General features: G+C 48.4%; 14 protein-coding genes. 3 read left to right on the top strand and 11 right to left on the bottom strand.

Features of this window, described 5'->3' with window-relative positions; all coding sequences use genetic code 11:
* Position 1: 1 nt before the first annotated feature.
* The 5 genes from rstB to ydgH form a co-directional block, all read right to left on the bottom strand.
* The gene (gene rstB / locus OK023_RS08515; protein ID WP_317696911.1) at positions 2–1297 is read right to left on the bottom strand and encodes a two-component system sensor histidine kinase RstB; all 1296 of its coding nucleotides are present in this window, start codon (positions 1295–1297) and stop codon (positions 2–4) included.
* Positions 1297–2019: a two-component system response regulator RstA gene (gene rstA / locus OK023_RS08510; RefSeq protein ID WP_317696909.1), complete on the bottom strand. Its 723-nt coding sequence runs from the start codon at positions 2017–2019 to the stop codon at positions 1297–1299. The genes rstB and rstA overlap by 1 nt, the downstream gene beginning before the upstream one ends.
* Before the next feature lie 70 nt (positions 2020–2089).
* Positions 2090–2812 (bottom strand): dihydromonapterin reductase, encoded by a 723-nt coding sequence (folM, locus tag OK023_RS08505; protein WP_317696907.1) that lies wholly within the window; start codon positions 2810–2812, stop codon positions 2090–2092.
* A 144-nt stretch (positions 2813–2956) separates the two neighbouring features.
* On the bottom strand, positions 2957–4354 hold the full coding sequence (locus OK023_RS08500) for an amino acid permease (RefSeq protein WP_317696905.1): 1398 nt from the start codon (positions 4352–4354) through the stop codon (positions 2957–2959).
* 241 nt (positions 4355–4595) lie between these two features.
* Positions 4596–5546, bottom strand: a complete 951-nt coding sequence (gene ydgH / locus OK023_RS08495) for a DUF1471 family protein YdgH (RefSeq protein ID WP_317696903.1) — start codon at positions 5544–5546, stop codon at positions 4596–4598.
* Between the two features lie 539 nt (positions 5547–6085).
* On the opposite strand from ydgH, the gene pntA reads away from it, so the two are divergent.
* The 3 genes from pntA to fabV all read left to right on the top strand — a co-directional run bounded on the left by pntA (position 6086) and on the right by fabV (position 10424).
* Positions 6086–7615 carry a Re/Si-specific NAD(P)(+) transhydrogenase subunit alpha gene (gene pntA, locus OK023_RS08490; protein WP_317696901.1) on the top strand — a complete coding sequence of 510 codons (1530 nt, stop codon included), beginning with the start codon at positions 6086–6088 and terminating at the stop codon, positions 7613–7615.
* A 12-nt stretch (positions 7616–7627) separates the two neighbouring features.
* Positions 7628–9016 carry a Re/Si-specific NAD(P)(+) transhydrogenase subunit beta gene (pntB, locus tag OK023_RS08485; RefSeq protein ID WP_317696899.1) on the top strand — a complete coding sequence of 463 codons (1389 nt, stop codon included), beginning with the start codon at positions 7628–7630 and terminating at the stop codon, positions 9014–9016.
* A 214-nt stretch (positions 9017–9230) separates the two neighbouring features.
* Positions 9231–10424, top strand: coding sequence for an enoyl-ACP reductase FabV (fabV, locus tag OK023_RS08480; protein ID WP_317696897.1), 1194 nt, complete (start codon positions 9231–9233; stop codon positions 10422–10424).
* Between the two features lie 44 nt (positions 10425–10468).
* On the opposite strand, the gene OK023_RS08475 is transcribed toward fabV, so the two are convergent.
* From OK023_RS08475 to hypF, 6 genes are all read right to left on the bottom strand, one after another.
* Positions 10469–10993 (bottom strand): cysteine hydrolase family protein, encoded by a 525-nt coding sequence (locus tag OK023_RS08475; RefSeq protein ID WP_317696894.1) that lies wholly within the window; start codon positions 10991–10993, stop codon positions 10469–10471.
* An 87-nt stretch (positions 10994–11080) separates the two neighbouring features.
* Positions 11081–12037 carry a universal stress protein UspE gene (gene uspE, locus OK023_RS08470; protein ID WP_317696891.1) on the bottom strand — a complete coding sequence of 319 codons (957 nt, stop codon included), beginning with the start codon at positions 12035–12037 and terminating at the stop codon, positions 11081–11083.
* A gap of 126 nt (positions 12038–12163) precedes the next feature.
* Entirely contained in the window at positions 12164–12928 is a 765-nt protein-coding gene (locus OK023_RS08465) for an FNR family transcription factor (RefSeq protein ID WP_317696890.1), read from the bottom strand.
* A 312-nt stretch (positions 12929–13240) separates the two neighbouring features.
* A complete protein-coding gene (gene ogt, locus OK023_RS08460) occupies positions 13241–13756 on the bottom strand; it encodes a methylated-DNA--[protein]-cysteine S-methyltransferase (protein ID WP_317696887.1) in 516 nt (171 codons plus the stop codon).
* Positions 13757–14215: 459 nt separating this feature from the next.
* Positions 14216–15247 (bottom strand): HoxN/HupN/NixA family nickel/cobalt transporter, encoded by a 1032-nt coding sequence (locus OK023_RS08455; protein WP_317696885.1) that lies wholly within the window; start codon positions 15245–15247, stop codon positions 14216–14218.
* A 1-nt stretch (position 15248) separates the two neighbouring features.
* Positions 15249–17546: a carbamoyltransferase HypF gene (gene hypF / locus OK023_RS08450; RefSeq protein ID WP_317696883.1), complete on the bottom strand. Its 2298-nt coding sequence runs from the start codon at positions 17544–17546 to the stop codon at positions 15249–15251.
* Positions 17547–17559 lie beyond the last annotated feature (13 nt).

Raw genomic sequence — 17559 nt, 5'->3', positions numbered from 1 at the left:
GTTAACTTTTTACGTTGTGGACGTGCTTCACAGGCCAACAAAAGCGGAAGCTGGCGCCGCCTAGAGAGCTGGCTTCTACATAAGCGTTGCCCTGATAGGCTACCGCGATAGAGTGCACTATGGCTAAGCCGAGTCCGCAACCTCCTGTGGCACGATCCCGGCTTGGATCGAGACGGACGAAGGGTTCGAAAACCCGCTCACGTTCATCGGGTGGAATACCAGGGCCGTCATCTTCAACTTGCAGACATGCCCCGTTGTCATCAAACCATAAGCCGATGCGCAAACGCTGTACAGAATAGCGCAGTGCATTGTTGGCCAGATTGTCCAGCACGCGCTCCATCAAACGCAGATCAACGCCACCAAAATCACCCGCATGTGGAATGTTGATCTCAATATTGTGATCCGGGTGGATCAATTGCAGATCGGCAACTTTGTCGTGCAACCAAGCAGGTAAATCGATAGTTTCAATATTCAGTGCTACTTGTGGGCGATCCAACCGAGCATAGGTTAATAATTCATCTATCAGCGACTCTAACTGACTAATATCACGGTTTATTGCCTGCTGCTCGTTCTCTTGAAGATTATCTGCCATCGCTAACCGGTAGCGCAAACGAACCAAAGGTGTACGTAATTCATGCGCAATGCCATCAATCAACTGTTTTTTACTGACAATAAGCGTGTTGATATTATCCGCCATCTGATTGAAGGCGATGCCAAGCCTGCTTAGGCTAGAAGTTGGTTCAAAAGAGGTGCGTTCATCAAGATGGCCATTTCCCAAGCGTTGAGCGGCGTTTTCCAGTTTCAACAAATCCTGCCAGTGTGGTCGCATCCACAAAAATACGGGTAGGGACAAAGATAGACCGATAAATATCAGTAATACCAAATCCAGTATCCGCATCTGGTGTAGATAGAACAGGTAGGGGATTGGGCCGACAACCAGTACATAGTGGCTACGGGGAATGCGTTGCATAAAGGTGTAACGATCGTCTAACGCAATAATTTCGCCTAAACGCAGCCGCTTGGTGAGATTTTCCCCTAGGTTTTGTTTACCGAGAGGTTCAATATGTAATTGGAAAGACAGGTTTAAGTCTAGCGTTTCAATGGTTTTGTTCCAGTCCTTCATTGGTGTTTCACGCAGTTCACTACGCATCAGGTACAGGGAACTTTTCATCAGGTCGTCCATTGATTGGCGCCCAGCACGTTCAGCAGTGACCTTATAGACCAAGCCAACCAACATTGCCATCACCAAAAAACAGACAAACAGCAGCAAAAAAAATTGAATAAACAATTTTTTCATTACTGCACCGATGCCCAGGCATTAGGCGCGAAAAGGTAGCCTTTGTTACGCACTGTCTTGATACGGAAGGGTTCCAAAGCGCTATCATAAAGCTTACGACGCAAGCGTGATATCGCAACATCGATACTGCGATCCATGCCGTCATAGCTGACTCCACGCAGGTTTTTAAGTAATGCTTCACGGTCCATGATCTGCCCGGCATGTGTAGCCAATTCCCATAGCAGATCGAAATCTGAAGTGGAAAGGGTAATTATTTCTTCTCCCAACGTTACCTGACGGTTGACCGGATCGATACACAGTAAGTTAAAGCGCAGGGCATTGTGCTGAATGATCGATTGCGTCTGTTCTTCTTTCGGCTGATTACTATGCTGGCGCAGGTGTAAACGTAGACGAGCCAGCAATACGGCAGGAGGTGTCGTTTTCAGAATGTAATCATGTGCGCCCATCTCCAGCGACAGAATATGGTTCATATCGCTGTCGAGAGAAGTGAGTAATACGATAGGCCCTGGATAGACAGGGCGTAGATCGCGACACAGTGTCATACCATCTTTACCAGGCAACATGATGTCTAGCAATACTAAGTCGGGTTGCTCGCGTTCAATGCAAGCTTGCGCTGTGTCACCACGTGATTCAATAATAACGTCGATATCGTGTTTGCCCAGATAGGAGGCAATCAGTTTCCCAACTTCCGGATCATCTTCTACAAAAACAATTTTAGTCATTTTGAGCGGTTTTATTCAAAAAACGGTATTCAGCATAGCGCGTCAACGGGCGTTGTACCATGAACATTATCTAACGCAATGGGCGCCCACCATCAACTGCGTAGGTTCGCCCGGTGACATAGCGACTGTTCATCAGATAATCCACCAGATTGATGATTTCACGTTCACCAGGTGCTATCTTCATCAGCGATTTCTCTAACGCCTGTTGGCGATACATTTCATTGTCGTCCGGTTTGAACATGATCAACGCGGGAGCAATGGCATTAACCTTAACTTCTGGTGCCAGTTTTCGTGCAAAAGAGCGAGTCATATTATCTAATGCAGCTTTACTGGCGGCGTAGGCAATGTGTTTGTCGCTACCTTTCTCTACAACGTAGTCGGTAATATGAATGATGTCGGCACCAGCATGCCCTTGACCAAGTAAGCAAGGTTCCAGTAATTGGTTTAGTAGATAAGGTGTGTAAACATGAACTTGCAGCATCGCTGACATCACTTGTTCAGCAGGCACAGCGGTTGACTCCGCCATCCAGGTACTGGCGTTATGAACCACTGTGCGCAATTTTGGAGCAACTTGCTTTATCTGTTCAGCAAAGTGGTAGATACCTTCATGGGTAGAAAAATCCCCTTGGAGGCAAATTGCTCCTAATCCTTTCAGATGTACTAATGCAGGAGTCTCGCTGCGATAGCTAATGATTACAGGGATATTACGTTGCAAAAACGATAGGGCGAGTGCCAGCCCAATTCGGCGTGCACCACCGGTAATCAGCACTGGTGCCGAGTCATGATATGCCATTGATAAATTTCCTGAACCTGCCTGCAAACATTAGAATAATTATGCCATTATACTCAATAAAACGATTAATGCTTCTCATCGATAATTGGTGCATAAAGTACTGTTGCTGTTTCATGATTAAGTAAGGTCATCCGGCTCTAATTTCTAAGAATAATGCAGCATAAACCAGCTTGCGGGAACGGTTGCAGCTAATAACACGCAAATAACCACTTTCTCGATATTTTTCAGAAAACCAACGTCTTCATTTTCGCAGCGCGTGTACATAAATACCAGTAATCCGGGTGCATACAGCAGTACTGACATCAGTAGGTGTGCCAAACCAGCAGCGTAAAGCAACCAAAGCCCGTATAGACATGCACCGATAGCGGCGATAATTAACCTTGTATCCTGGAGCTTGAGAGCGACCTTAAAAAGAAATGCCCCCACCAGAAAATAAGGTACGAGTATCATTTCTGATGCGATGGTCAACAACGAATTATAATTACTGCCTGTCAGCCAGATAATCACCAGAGCAATTTGCACGGCGCCATTGGTCAGCCATAATGAAGCGGAAGGGGCATGGTTTTCGTTTTGTTTGCGCAATATCTTCGGGAATGCGCCATGCTGAGCTGCTAACAAGGGAACCTCTGCGGCCATAATGGTCCAACTTAGATAGGCTCCGCAAACTGAAATAATCAGGCCTGTTGCAATGATTACATCTCCCCAGGGGCCAATTAAGTCAACCATTAGCACAGCCATTGAAGGATTGCGCATTCCTGCAAGTTCACTGCGCGGAACAACGCCAAGGGAGAGTAGGGTGACAACCAGATAAACGGCTAAAGCTGAAATCACCGCCAACAGCGTTGCGCGGCCTACATCCTTTTTGTGTTTTGCCCTCGCTGAAACTACCACCGCACCTTCAACGCCAATAAATACCCATAGGGTGATCAGCATGGTGTCCTTAACCTGTTGCCAAACGGGTGTACCAAGTGCAACGCCGTGGAAATCCAGAGTGAACACATCCAGTTTGAAGGCGAAAGCGGCCAATACGGCAAACAAAGCGAGCGGGAGCAATTTAGCCAAGGTGGCGAACAAATTGATACTTGCTGCAGTCTGCACCCCACGTAACACCAGTGCATGTACCAACCACAGCAGCAAGGACTCGGCGATTAGCGCCTGCCAGGTATTGCCGTCACCGAAGATCACACTACCGCTGCGGTCGGTAAAAAGGCTCAGAGCTGCGAATACAATCACTAGATAAGAAACATTGGCAATCACTGCGCAGAGCCAATAACCCCAGGCTGAACAGAAACCGACTAATTCGCCAAACCCTTCTCTGGCATAAGTGAAGATACCTCCATCAAGATCGGGGCGTAGACGTGTTAATAGCAGCATGGCTAAGGCTAGGGAAAAAATACCGATACCGGTAATAGCCCAACCAATCAACAATGCCGATGGGCTGGCAACTTCAGCCATATTCTGCGGCAGGCTAAATACGCCAGCCCCTAACATTGAACTAAGGACTAAAGCGGTTAATGCGGTAAGCCCAAGTTTTCTTTCCAATGATTACTCCTCGATAAGATAAAAATCCTATTTTATATTTTTTATAGTGATATTTAGATGTTTATGGCTTTTTAATTAGTCAATAATGCTGAAATATGATGAGGATTTTACGGAGTGATACTTTCAGATGCAATGCTTGATTATGCGGATTTGGTAAACATTTATTCAGTAAATAAAGAGTGCGGAAAGATAGAAAAAAGGCAGCTTAATTGCTGCCCGATAATAAAGCATTGCTTGATTGTTATTTAAACAAATCAGCGCTTACGGTTAGGTTGCCACCGCTCTGATTCTGCCACTGGCGCGTGAGGTGGTAGTATTTGGCACCTTTAGCCGCTGCGCGTTTGGCGACTTCATGGGAAACGTCTGTCATGCTGTTGAAGTGGCCAGTAAAGCTTACGGAATCAAATGGAACCATCTGTGCCGCGGTCACGTTATTCACTTCCTGGATTTTTGTGCCATCAGGCAGTGTTACTGTATAACGCTCACCGGTTGAAGATTGAGTTTCAAAAAAGCGGCCAATAGCGCGGCTTGGTGAGCCTGAAGAAGCAACTCCTGGGATCTCAACCTTGGCGGCTTCTGCACCACCCGCAGCCAATAACGCTCGTCCGGCTTCAGAGTCCGCAGGAACAGCGTCTGGACTCTGAACGATGCGTTTAGGGGCGTCGGCTTTGTAAATGAATGCGGTAATGAACTGATTGCCGCCCTTATTGGCATCAACCTGACGAACGATAAAGAACGAAGCGGCACCTTTTTTCTGTGCTGCTTTGCTGATGGAATCATTGATATCTGGCTGGCTGCGGAAGAAACCGCTGATGGTAACAGTATCGTAAGGTTCAAGCAGGAAGGCTTCGTCTTTCGGCAACTCTTTTACGCCATTAATAACTCGATACTGGGTTTCTTTGCTTACTTCAGGTGCATCTTTATGGTAAAGGTCTGCGGTGACCCGCCAGTTACCACCACTGTTGCTGCTGTTCATATCCTGAATATAAAAAGCGTCGGCCCCCAGTTTATCTGCCCGGCGCGAGACTGCATCGACAGCTTCATAGATAGCATTAAAGCGGTCTGTAATGGTAATGCGGTCAAACGGCTTGATAGCCGCTGCTTTTTCAGGGGTTAGCTCCTGCGCGGCATGTACAGAAAGCGCAGTGAGTGATAACAAGGCTGATGCGATGATCGTGGTCTTCAGCTTCATAAAAAATCCTTTCGCCTAGCGCAGTAACGTTTGTAATGTGCTGAACAGTGTGAGTGTAATCAGCCGCAGATTATTACATGTAATCTTGCCCGGTGTCTCAGCATTTTATCTTCTGGAATGGGGCAAGTCAGTGCCAGAACCAGTTATCGTACGACAGACATCAGAATATAAGTTATCGATAATAAAGCATTTAGCTTCATTAATGTCATATGTTCACAATTTTATAACTTTTCAAGCCTGATGCAGTGTTTTAAAACAGATTACTGTTCATACAGTTTGCAATAAAGCGTCTTAAAAAAGGCCAGCGAGGGAACTTTCCTACATAAATTTGCGATTAGTCATATCCTTAGGTGGGTTTTTATGTAAAAAATGCAGAGCAAGCGTAAGCAATTATGGATCACAGGTCACATTTTCAGTAGGTTATGGAGGGCACTTTAATTTGTTCGCTAACAAGTCGAAATAAATCTTGTTGGCCGGTGCTCTTACTTTGGGTAGAAAAGATAATAAATATCATCAAAGACAGGTGAGAAGGGAACATTATGCGTATTGGTGTACCAAGAGAACGGTTGGCCAATGAAGCCCGTGTTGCAGCAACGCCGAAAACGGTAGAACAACTGCTGAAACTGGGCTTTACCGTCGCGATCGAAAGTGCGGCGGGTAAACTGGCAAGTTTTGAAGATGCTGCTTATCAAGCCTCTGGGGCGATAATTACCGATACTGCCGATGTGTGGCAGTCGGATCTCATCCTGAAGGTTAACGCGCCACAAGAGGATGAAATCACGTTAATGCGTGAAGGGTGCACGCTAGTCAGCTTTATCTGGCCTGCGCAAAACCCCGAATTGATGGCGAAACTGGCAGCCCGCAAAGTGACTGTCATGGCTATGGATTCCGTGCCGCGAATATCGCGCGCGCAGTCCTTAGATGCATTGAGTTCAATGGCCAATATCGCGGGTTACCGCGCTATTGTTGAAGCTGCTCACGAGTTTGGTCGCTTCTTTACCGGGCAGATTACCGCGGCAGGTAAGGTTCCACCAGCGAAGGTGATGATTATCGGTGCTGGCGTAGCCGGCCTTGCTGCTATCGGTGCAGCGGGCAGTTTGGGTGCCATCGTTCGTGCCTTTGATACCCGTCCGGAAGTTAAAGAACAAGTCCAGAGCATGGGGGCAGAATTCCTCGAGTTGGATTTTGAGGAAGAAGCAGGCAGCGGCGATGGTTATGCCAAGGTGATGTCTGAAGCCTTTATTAAAGCAGAGATGGCCCTTTTTGCTGCTCAGGCGCAGGAAGTAGATATCATTGTCACCACCGCACTGATCCCTGGTAAACCTGCACCCAAGCTGATTACTAAAGAGATGGTGGCTTCGATGAAACCGGGCAGCGTTATTGTTGATCTGGCTGCTCAGACCGGTGGTAACTGTGAACTGACGGTAGCCGATCGAATAACCGTGACTGACAACGGTGTAAAGATAATTGGTTATACTGACCTGCCGAGCCGCCTGCCGACACAGTCGTCACAGCTTTACGGTACCAATCTGGTTAACCTTCTGAAACTGTTGTCGAAAGAGAAAGACGGCGAAATCAATATCGATTTTGAAGACACCGTGATCCGTGGCGTGACCGTGGTACGTGATGGTGAGATCACTTGGCCAGCACCACCAATTCAGGTTTCTGCTCAGCCTCAGCAGGCGCAATCAACTGCACCAATCGAAAAAGTAGAAAAAAAACCAACATCGCCATGGGTGAAATACTGCCTAATCGCGTTGGCGATTGTGTTGTTTGGCTGGTTCGCCAACTCAGCACCGAAAGAGTTCCTTTCTCACTTTACGGTGTTCGCGCTGGCCTGTGTGGTAGGTTACTACGTGGTCTGGAATGTCAGTCATGCTTTGCATACGCCATTGATGTCGGTTACTAACGCGATCTCAGGAATTATTGTGGTTGGTGCCTTATTGCAGATCGGCCATGGCGGATGGGTGACGTTTTTCTCCTTTATCGCCGTGCTGATTGCCAGCATCAACATTTTTGGTGGATTCACCGTCACTCAGCGCATGCTGAAGATGTTCCGCAAAAACTAAGGGGTAGCAAAAATGTCTGGTGGATTAGTTACAGCAGCATACATTGTTGCCGCTATTTTGTTCATTTTCAGCCTGGCAGGGCTTTCGCGCCATGAAACATCTAAACAGGGTAACCTGTTCGGTGTTGCCGGGATGGCGATAGCGTTGATCGCCACCATCCTCGGGCCAGATTCAGGCAACGTGGGCTGGATTATTATTGCCATGATCATCGGCGGTACCATCGGTATTTATCTGGCGAAGAAAGTTGAAATGACCGAAATGCCAGAACTGGTGGCTGTGCTGCACAGCTTCGTGGGTTTGGCTGCTGTGTTAGTTGGCTTTAACAGTTATCTGGATCATGGGGCTGCCATGGAGCCGGTGATGGTGAGTATTCATCTTACCGAAGTATTCCTGGGGATCTTCATTGGTGCAGTAACCTTTACCGGTTCTATTGTTGCATTCGGCAAACTGCGCGGCATTATCTCTTCTAAACCGCTGATGTTGCCGCATCGTCATAAACTGAACCTGGCAGCGCTGGTTGTTTCCTTCCTATTGCTGATGATGTTTGTTCGTACCAACAGCGTTGGGTTGGAAGTATTCGCACTGCTGATCATGACCGTGATTGCGTTGATTTTCGGCTGGCATTTGGTTGCCTCTATCGGCGGGGCAGATATGCCAGTTGTGGTATCGATGCTTAACTCTTACTCAGGTTGGGCAGCGGCAGCGGCAGGCTTTATGTTGAGCAACGACCTGTTAATAGTAACCGGTGCCTTAGTGGGCTCTTCAGGTGCCATCCTGTCGTACATCATGTGTAAGGCAATGAACCGTTCCTTTATCAGTGTGATCGCCGGTGGTTTCGGTACTGATGGTTCTTCTACCGGTAATGCGGACGAGATGGGTGAATACCGTGAAACCACAGCGGAAGAAGTGGCTGAACAGTTGAAGAACTCAACTTCTGTTATTATCACTCCAGGCTATGGTATGGCGGTCGCACAGGCGCAATATCCGGTGGCGGAAATCACCGAGAAACTTCGCGCACGCGGTATCATAGTGCGTTTTGGTATTCACCCGGTTGCTGGGCGTTTGCCAGGCCATATGAACGTGCTGTTGGCGGAAGCCAAGGTACCTTATGATGTGGTGCTGGAAATGGATGAAATCAACGAAGATTTCCCAGACACCGATACCGTGTTGGTCATTGGTGCTAACGATACGGTAAACCCAGCTGCGCTGGAAGATCCGCGTAGCCCAATTGCCGGTATGCCAGTGTTGGAAGTGTGGAAAGCGCAAAACGTTATTGCTTTCAAACGCTCAATGAATACAGGTTATGCGGGGGTGCAGAATCCGTTGTTCTTTAAAGAAAACACCCAAATGCTGTTTGGCGATGCCAAAGAGAGTGTGGAAGCGATTTTACGAGCACTGTAATTCGCTACCGTAGTCATTAGTGGTGAAAGCACGGGTCGATGCAATGGTTCGTGCTTTTTTTTGCCTGAAAAACAGCCGGAGTACTGTTTCTAATACTTAATTTAACAAATTTTGTTCACTACTTAAGCATTTCGACACATCAGATCACCATACTGGGGCACAATGAGGTATCTTATATCCCGATTTCATCCATTTAACGGGATCCTAGACCACTATGATTATCAAACCTAAGGTTCGCGGTTTTATCTGCACCACCACTCATCCAGTGGGTTGCGAAGCCAATGTTCGTCGTCAGATTGCCTATACCAAAGCGCAGGGCAAGATTACCAATGGCCCTAAACGTGTGTTGGTGATCGGTGCATCTACCGGTTATGGTCTGGCTTCCCGAATTGCCACTGCGTTTGGTAGCAGTGCCGCTACCATCGGCGTGTTCTTCGAGAAAGCCGGCACCGAGAGCAAACCAGCCACTGCGGGTTGGTATAACTCAGCCGCCTTTGACAAGGCAGCAAAAGAAGAGGGGCTTTACGCGAAAAGCGTGAATGGCGACGCTTTTTCGAACGAATGCCGCGCCAAGGTCATTGAACTGATTAAAGCCGATTTAGGCCAAATCGATCTGGTAGTTTACTCACTCGCATCGCCAGTACGTAAAATGCCTGACACGGGTGAAGTGGTGCGCTCAGCGTTGAAACCTATTGGTGAGGTTTATACCACCACAGCAATTGATACCAATAAAGATCAAATCATCACCGCAACGGTTGAACCTGCAACTGAAGAAGAAATCCAGAACACTATCACCGTTATGGGCGGGCAGGATTGGGAACTTTGGATGTCAGCCTTGGAAGAATCCGGTGTGCTGGCTGAGGGTGCCAAGTCTGTCGCTTACTCCTACATTGGTACCGACCTTACTTGGCCAATCTACTGGCATGGTACGTTAGGCCGTGCCAAAGAAGATTTAGATCGTGCTGCAACGGCTATCCGTGGCGATTTGGTGGCTAAAGGTGGAACCGCTCATGTTGCTGTGTTGAAATCCGTTGTCACCCAAGCTTCTTCAGCGATCCCTGTTATGCCACTGTATATCTCTATGGCATTTAAGATCATGAAGGAAAAGGGTATTCATGAAGGGTGCATAGAACAGGTTTACCGATTAATGCGTAATCGTCTGTATAGCGATGATATGCCGCTGGATGATCATGCACGTATCCGGATGGACGATTGGGAATTGCGTGATGATGTGCAACAGGCCTGCCGCGATTTGTGGCCGTCAATCACTTCAGAAAATCTGAGCGAACTGACCGACTATACGGGCTATAAGCAAGAATTCTTGCGCTTGTTTGGTTTTGGTTTGGAAGAAGTTGATTACGATGCGGATGTTAACCCAGACGTACGCTTTGATGTTGTTGAACTCTGAGTTTATGCCATCAATCTGAGGGCCCTTTTGGGCCCTTTTTACTTTTAGGCTAAAGCCTCATCCAAAGAAGCTAATGCTACCCGGGTGGAAAGAGCATGCAAGGCAATGCCATGCAGCATTTCACTGACTGTCGTTGATGCATCAGTTAATACTGTCACTTTCTGGTAGTCGTCTGAACGTCGAGACAGCGCAGTATGGGTGACGCAATTCTGTGTCATCATGCCGCAAAGTATCAGCTCGTCTACACCCAATTGTTGCAATGTTTCATGCAGCTGTGTGGCTTCAAAACTGTCCGCAAAATGTTTAATGATTACAGGTGCATCTGGGGCAGCAGCCAAAATTTTAGCGTGGATTTTGACACCATCTGTCCCCTTGTTAAAGAAGGGAGCGATGCCCTGTTTAGGATCAGCTATATGTTGTACGTGAACAACAGGGATCCCCTTGGCTTTAGCCTTGCCGATTGCCTTCACGACAGCAGAAAGGGTGGTTTCGGTATTGGCTAATGGGAATGCCCCGCCTGGGAAATAATCGTTTTGTAAGTCGATAATAATCAGCGCTGGTTTACTCATGATCTATCCTCAGACATATCAAAAAAGGCAGCTATTTAGCCACCTTGTAAGATGCAGGGCTGTTATCAGCCGTAGCTATAATAAATCCTAATCATTGTGTTCGTCATTTACATCCAAAACGATCGGACAGTTGAATCCTTCAGGCTTAAGCGCCAGCAGGTCACATTTAAGGTGATCGATCACATGTTCTGCGGTATTACCGATAAACGCGGCGGAAATTCCCGTTCTGCCAAGCGTTCCCAATACTACAACTCCGGCTTTCAGGTGCTCAGCCAGATCTGGGATCACCTCTTCAGGAAGACCTTTTTCAACGTGTGTAAACTCTTCGCTGATATGGAATTTTTGCCTTAACGCTTTCATGGCAATCAAATGCTGTCCACGGATTGCATCGTTATAGACACTGGGGTCGAAATCAGGTAACTCGATGGCGATATTGATAGGTGTAACCGGATAGGCACTGACCAGATGAACTTCGGTCTGATCGACGTTTTGTGCCAGTTCCAGGCTTTCCTTTACCAATCTAAGGTTAAGCGGGTCGTGATAAGGTTCTTCACTGGAGAGGTTAACTGCCACTAACGCTTTTCCCCCCTCAGGCCAAGGCTGATCTTTTACCATCCAAACTGGGCAAGGACATTTCCGCAACAGGTGCCAATCGGTTGGTGTAAAAATCATCGACTCCAGTCTGTCGTGCTGATGGGCCATCTTCAATAATAAATCGTGATTGCCGCTCAAGACTTCTTGAATGATTGCCTCGTAAGGTCTGTTGTGCCACACCACCTTTATTTCGATGGGGACACCGTCGGCAAGATAGAAACGACATTGTTCATTGATCCACGCTACGCGTTGGCTAATCACGCCTTGCCGCATTGCTGTCCTCTCATCGGGGGAAAGGAGGGTGGTCATTTCGTAAGAGAAGTCATAAATAGGAAGGAAGGCTTTAATACGCCCACCGTTCCGCTTGACCAGATAAACCGCACGGCGGAGTGCCGGTTGGTCGTCCTGATTAGGGTCAATAGCCACCAGAAGATTCTGATACATCGCCATAAGGCCTCCATACAGCTGTAGCTCAACAGCTTGCTCAATTACAGAGTAACCCAACATTGAAAAAGAGAACAGCGACAGAGAAGTCACGGGCCAAAAATTTCAGAAAATTGTTAGCCCAAAGGAAGATCAAGAACTTACTGAAACGTTAATCCGCGCTGCTCCAGCCAGTTGTGACAATGCGTCTGCATTTTCGATGGTAATATATTTACCTTTAACGCTGAGGATTTCACTTTTCTGAAAGCGGCCCAGAAGCCTGCTGATGGTTTCAACCGTGAGTCCAAGGTAGTTACCGATATCGCCACGAGTCATGGTCAAACGGAATTCACGTGGCGAAAAACCGCGTTCAGCAAAACGGCGAGACAGGTTATACACGAATGCGGCGAGCCGCTCTTCAGCATTTTTCTTCGAGAGTAACAGGATCATATCCTGGTCGCCTTTGATTTCACCACTCATCAAACGCATGATTTGTTGACGCAGATTGGGCATTTTACCTGAAAGGTCGTCTAACGTTTCAAAAGGGATCTCGCATACCATTGAGGTTTCTAACGCTTGAGCAAAGCTCGGATGCTTCAACCCGCCAATAGCGTCAAAACCAACCAAATCACCAGCTAAATGGAACCCGGTAATTTGTTCATCACCTTGTTCGGTGATGGTGTAACTTTTGATGGTTCCAGAGCGGATCGCGTACAATGACTTGAGTTCGTCGCCTGCTTTGAACAGCGTCTGGCCTTTCTGAATTGGCTTTTTCCTTTCGATGATGTTATCAAGCTGGTCGAGCTCATGTGTGTTGAGAGTAAAAGGAATACACAGTTGGCTGATGCTACAGTCTTGGCAATGGATTGCACACCCACCAGACTGGATTCGACGAATCACGCGTTTTTCCGGGATCATAGATTACGCTCATGCAGTAATTGATATGAGTCAATTTTAACATCTTTTGCGCTGGGTTATAAGTAGAGTGATACCCAGATTAGTGACATTATGTGTAAATTTCACACTACATTACCGCTGATTATGCTGAAATTTCACGATTTACAATCAAAATAATTCGAGAAAGCCAGTTTAAGTTGAACAATCCAGCATATGTTTAATACGTGATATTTTTTTATCAATTATTAGCCATTTAATAGTGAGGTACACTGTCATAGTCGCAATGTTCGTCGCTAGTTTCCGAAGAGCCTATAATAGATGCGGTGGGAACTGCTATGTTTGCAAAAAACCTTCGTGTTTGAGCAGCCAGTGCTTACGTTCAACACCACCCGCATAGCCAGTAAGAGCACCTTGTGAACCAATCACTCGGTGGCAGGGGACGACGATACTGATAGGGTTAGAGCCATTAGCCATACCAACTGCACGTGCAGCTGTTGGCCGCCCAATACGCCTGGCCAATTCCCCATAAGTGATAATTTCTCCACAAGGGATTTTCCGCAATTGTTGCCAGACGGTACGTTGGAACTCAGTACCTGCGGTCATCACTGGCACACTGTCGATAGCCGCCAGTTCACCTGAGAAGTAGCGTTGCACAATCTCCGTCAGGCCCCCTGGGTTGCTTTTTTCCTGTAACGTGAACGGGACTCTTCGATAGTGAGTGTTCAATAGTTTCATTAAACGAGTCTCATGATCTGTCCAGTCAAGTGCCCGCATATGCCCCGATTCGTCACCGATCAACACCAGCTCACCGATCGGCGTCGGCATACGGTCAATGAAAAAAGTCTGCATCTCGTTTACTCCTTGCGTTTAATGCAAAGATTATTACATGAAAAAGGAAGTTATGATGGCGGATTTCGGACATGAAGTCAGCTATGTCCTTGATGACTGAAATTGGTCGCCAACGGCACACGATTTCTAATAATATAAAGACGAGCATCGTTTTACGATTCATTGTAATCAACTGAAATAAAAGCATTTTATAATTAAACTTTCCTAAAAGAAAATCCGTTAACCATAACATTTGGCAGAAAACGCTGTTTTATCTATTTGGGCAGTCAACAGCAAAAGAGTGATAAATAATGCTGACAGGAATGGCCAAATAAACCAAGTGTTGGCTCGTCTATTCACAACGGTAGGAATGGAATTCCAGGTTAGGGAAGAAGTGTTGAGGCGGTGGGTGGCAGATGGTGCCCCTTGATTGCCAGTGTTGCCGTCGACAACACCAGAAGTGAAGGGGCACCACTTTGGTTACAACGTCAAAGCATCATAGTTTTTCCGGCGGTAATTGAACGCGGATAGTGCCCAGAGCACCACAAACAGGGCAATTGCAGCATAACCGACACTGCCCATGTTGCTGTTAAGGATCTCAACGCCACGCCAAAAATTTCCTTGCAGGTCCAGCTTATCGGCCAGCAAACCCAATCCTTCTAACCCACCGATCACTAGGGCTATTACCACGCTGGAAGCGGTGATGGTCATGTTGTAATACAGCTTGCGCACCGGTTTATTAAATGCCCAGCCGTAGGCACCAATCATCACAAAATTATCCAGCGAGTCGATCAATGCCATGCCGCTGGCAAACAGTAATGGGAAAACCATGATCGACCATACCGACATGCCTGACGTGGCACCTGCGGCAGAAATCCCCAGTAATCCTACCTCTGTGGCGGTATCAAAACCCAACCCAAACAAAAACCCGATCAGGTACATATGCCAGCTTTTATTCACCAGATTAAAAGCAAAACTGAACAGGCGGTTCATAACGCCGCCGGTGTTGTGGGTAATCAGCGCGATATCTTGTTCTATCAGTTTCTCACCGTGCTTGACCCGGCGAAAAGTGCGATAAACATCGCGGAAAATAAGCCAGTTGAGCAGTGCCATCACCAGCAGGAACAACGATGAGATTAACGTGCCCAGCGTTGAACCATACAGATGTAGCCACCCCATATGGTCACCAAAAGTCAGAGAGGTAGCGGCAATGGCAGCACAAGCCAAAATCACGATAGTGGAATGTCCCAGTGAAAAGAATGCCCCAACGGAGACCGGGCGTTGCCCTTGCTGCATCAGTTTGCGGGTGACGTTATCAATAGCGGCGATATGGTCAGCATCTACCGCATGGCGTAGGCCGTAGCCATAAGCCAATAAGGCCGCAGTGAGCAGGGCCGGATAGTGGCGAAAAGCCATAAAAGCCACCACCCAGGCGAGTAGATTCACCCCAATGAGCGCCCATAATAGCCAAAAGGCACGGGCTCGTGTCTGGAAAGATGCGCGGTTAATCATGCTAGATCCTGTCAGGGTTTAAAGTGGAATGTGCTTCACGTTGCGCGCAAGCAACAAGTGCCTGGCCAAAAGCCAGTCCACCATCGCCAGCAGGCAGTTTGTGTGGAAGCAATACATGCAGCGGGGCCAGATGGTGCTGCAAACGTTGACGCAACAAACGGTTGTGCATTACGCCACCGCTTAATGCAACATGATGAATGCTATATTGGTTGGCAAAGTGTTTTGCCAAGCGGGCAAACCCCGTTGCCAGCGCATCATGGAATGCCCAGGCCTGTTGCGAGGTGGGAGCTTTCCAGTTCAGCCACTGGTGCCAGAAGCGGGCTAAATCAAGTTGGTTGCCCTGCAACGGCAGAGTCACTGGGTGTGGACAAGGGCCGCTCTGCTGGGCAAGGACCTCAAGGCGGCAAGCGGCTTCGCCCTCCCAACTCTGCTGTTCAGGCGCACAGCCGAGCACGGCAGCCGCAGCGTCAAACAACCGACCGCAAGAAGAGGCCTGAGGGGCATTAATCCCCGCCGTAATAGCTTTCAATAGCGGCTGCCACGGGCGCGCCAAAAGTCCACTGGCCTGGGGATAGCTCTGCCAATCCGTGACGAAACGTGCAAAGTGTGCCAACTGATTACGCCAGGGTTGTGTTGCAGCCAGATCGCCACCGGGCAGTGCTACTGCCGGGAGCCCACCAAGGTGACGGCAACGGCGATAGTCGAACAGTAAACATTCTCCGCCCCACAGTGCACCGTCTTGACCATATCCGATGCCATCTAATGCAAGGCCGATAACCTCGCCCTCTTCCATTGGCCAGTCATGTTCGCCAAGACAGGCAGCCAAATGGGCATGATGATGCAAAACAGGTGTAGTCGGCAGCGATTGCCGTGCTGCCCATTGGTGGCTAACGTAGTCGGGATGAATGTCGGCAGCCAGGCGTTGAGGCTGGCAATGGTAGAGCTGGCTGAAATGATTTATGGCCTGTTGCCACTGTTGTTGCACATCCTCCCGCTCAAGATTACCAAAATGTGTACTAAGAATGGCCTGGTTGCCCTGAATCAGGCAAAAGGTATTCTTGCGATCGCCGCCGACCGCCAGCAATGGCGACTGTGGCGGGAAACCGGCGGGGAGCGGAAGAGCATCGGGAACAAAGCCACGTGCTCGGCGCAGCGTTTCATAACCATCCGGTAGCAGACGCACCAGCGAATCATCTGCACGTTGTAAAATTTCACGGTCGTGCAGCAGAAAGAGGTCAGCAATCCCCGCCAAATCTGCCAATACTTGGGTATTGTCCAATGCAGGGGCACAGCCAGCGGCATTGCCAGACGTCATCACCAGTGGGCGCTGTATGGCCTGCATCAACAGATGTTGCAGAGGGTTGGAGGCAAGCATTATTCCAACTTCATCCAACCCCGGAGCAACCGCTGGGCAAAAGGGGGAAGGTTGTTTCAGTGGTACCAGAACGATGGGGGCTGCAGGGGAGGTTAACAAAGCCTCTAACTGCTTTAGGTCGGTATTATAAGTGCATCGTGCCAGCCAACTGGCATTTGGCAGCATGACTGCCAGCGGTTTTCCGGGCCGCCGTTTGCGCACTCTCAAGCGTGCGATGGCCTGCGGGTTAGTCGCATCACAGGCGAGATGAAAACCACCGATGCCTTTTATGGCAACAACTTTACCCGATCTCATCGCTGCTAGCGCATGTTGTAGCGCTGCTTCTCCGCGAAAACGGACCGTATCTTCAGCCGTAACGCAGAACAGCTGCGGCCCACATACTTCACAAGCCACTGGCTGGGCATGAAAACGACGATCCCTTGCTGAATGGTACTCTTGGGCACAGTCAGGACAAAGATCGAAGGTTGCCATACTGGTTGCTGGGCGATCATAAGGCATGGTGCGGATAATCGTAAAACGCGGGCCACAATGGGTACAGTTGATAAATGGGTAGCGATAACGGCGATTTTCTGGATCATTCATTTCTTGCAGGCAATGCGGACAGGTGGCTGCATCCGGTATAACCTGTGTATCCATACTGCCAGAGCGGCTAGCACGGATACTGAACTCCGTCGGAGCCTGTAGCCAGGTAAACGCTTGTTGTTCGATAGATTCTATCTGCGCCAGAGGCGGAGCATGATGACGCAGAACGTGGAGGAAAAGGTCGGTATCTAGCGGCTTAACCAAGCGGATCTCAACCCCGGCACTGTCGTTCCATACTTCGCCGCACAGGTTGAGCTGTTCGGCCAACTGCCAGACGAACGGCCGAAAGCCGACCCCCTGTACTTTACCGCTGATCCGCAGTAGCAATCCTGAATGGGACATAGTTGATTACCTT

The organism is Serratia sp. UGAL515B_01 (genome assembly GCF_033095805.1).
Classification (GTDB): domain Bacteria; phylum Pseudomonadota; class Gammaproteobacteria; order Enterobacterales; family Enterobacteriaceae; genus Chania.
This window is presented reverse-complemented; position numbering and strand designations above follow the sequence as displayed.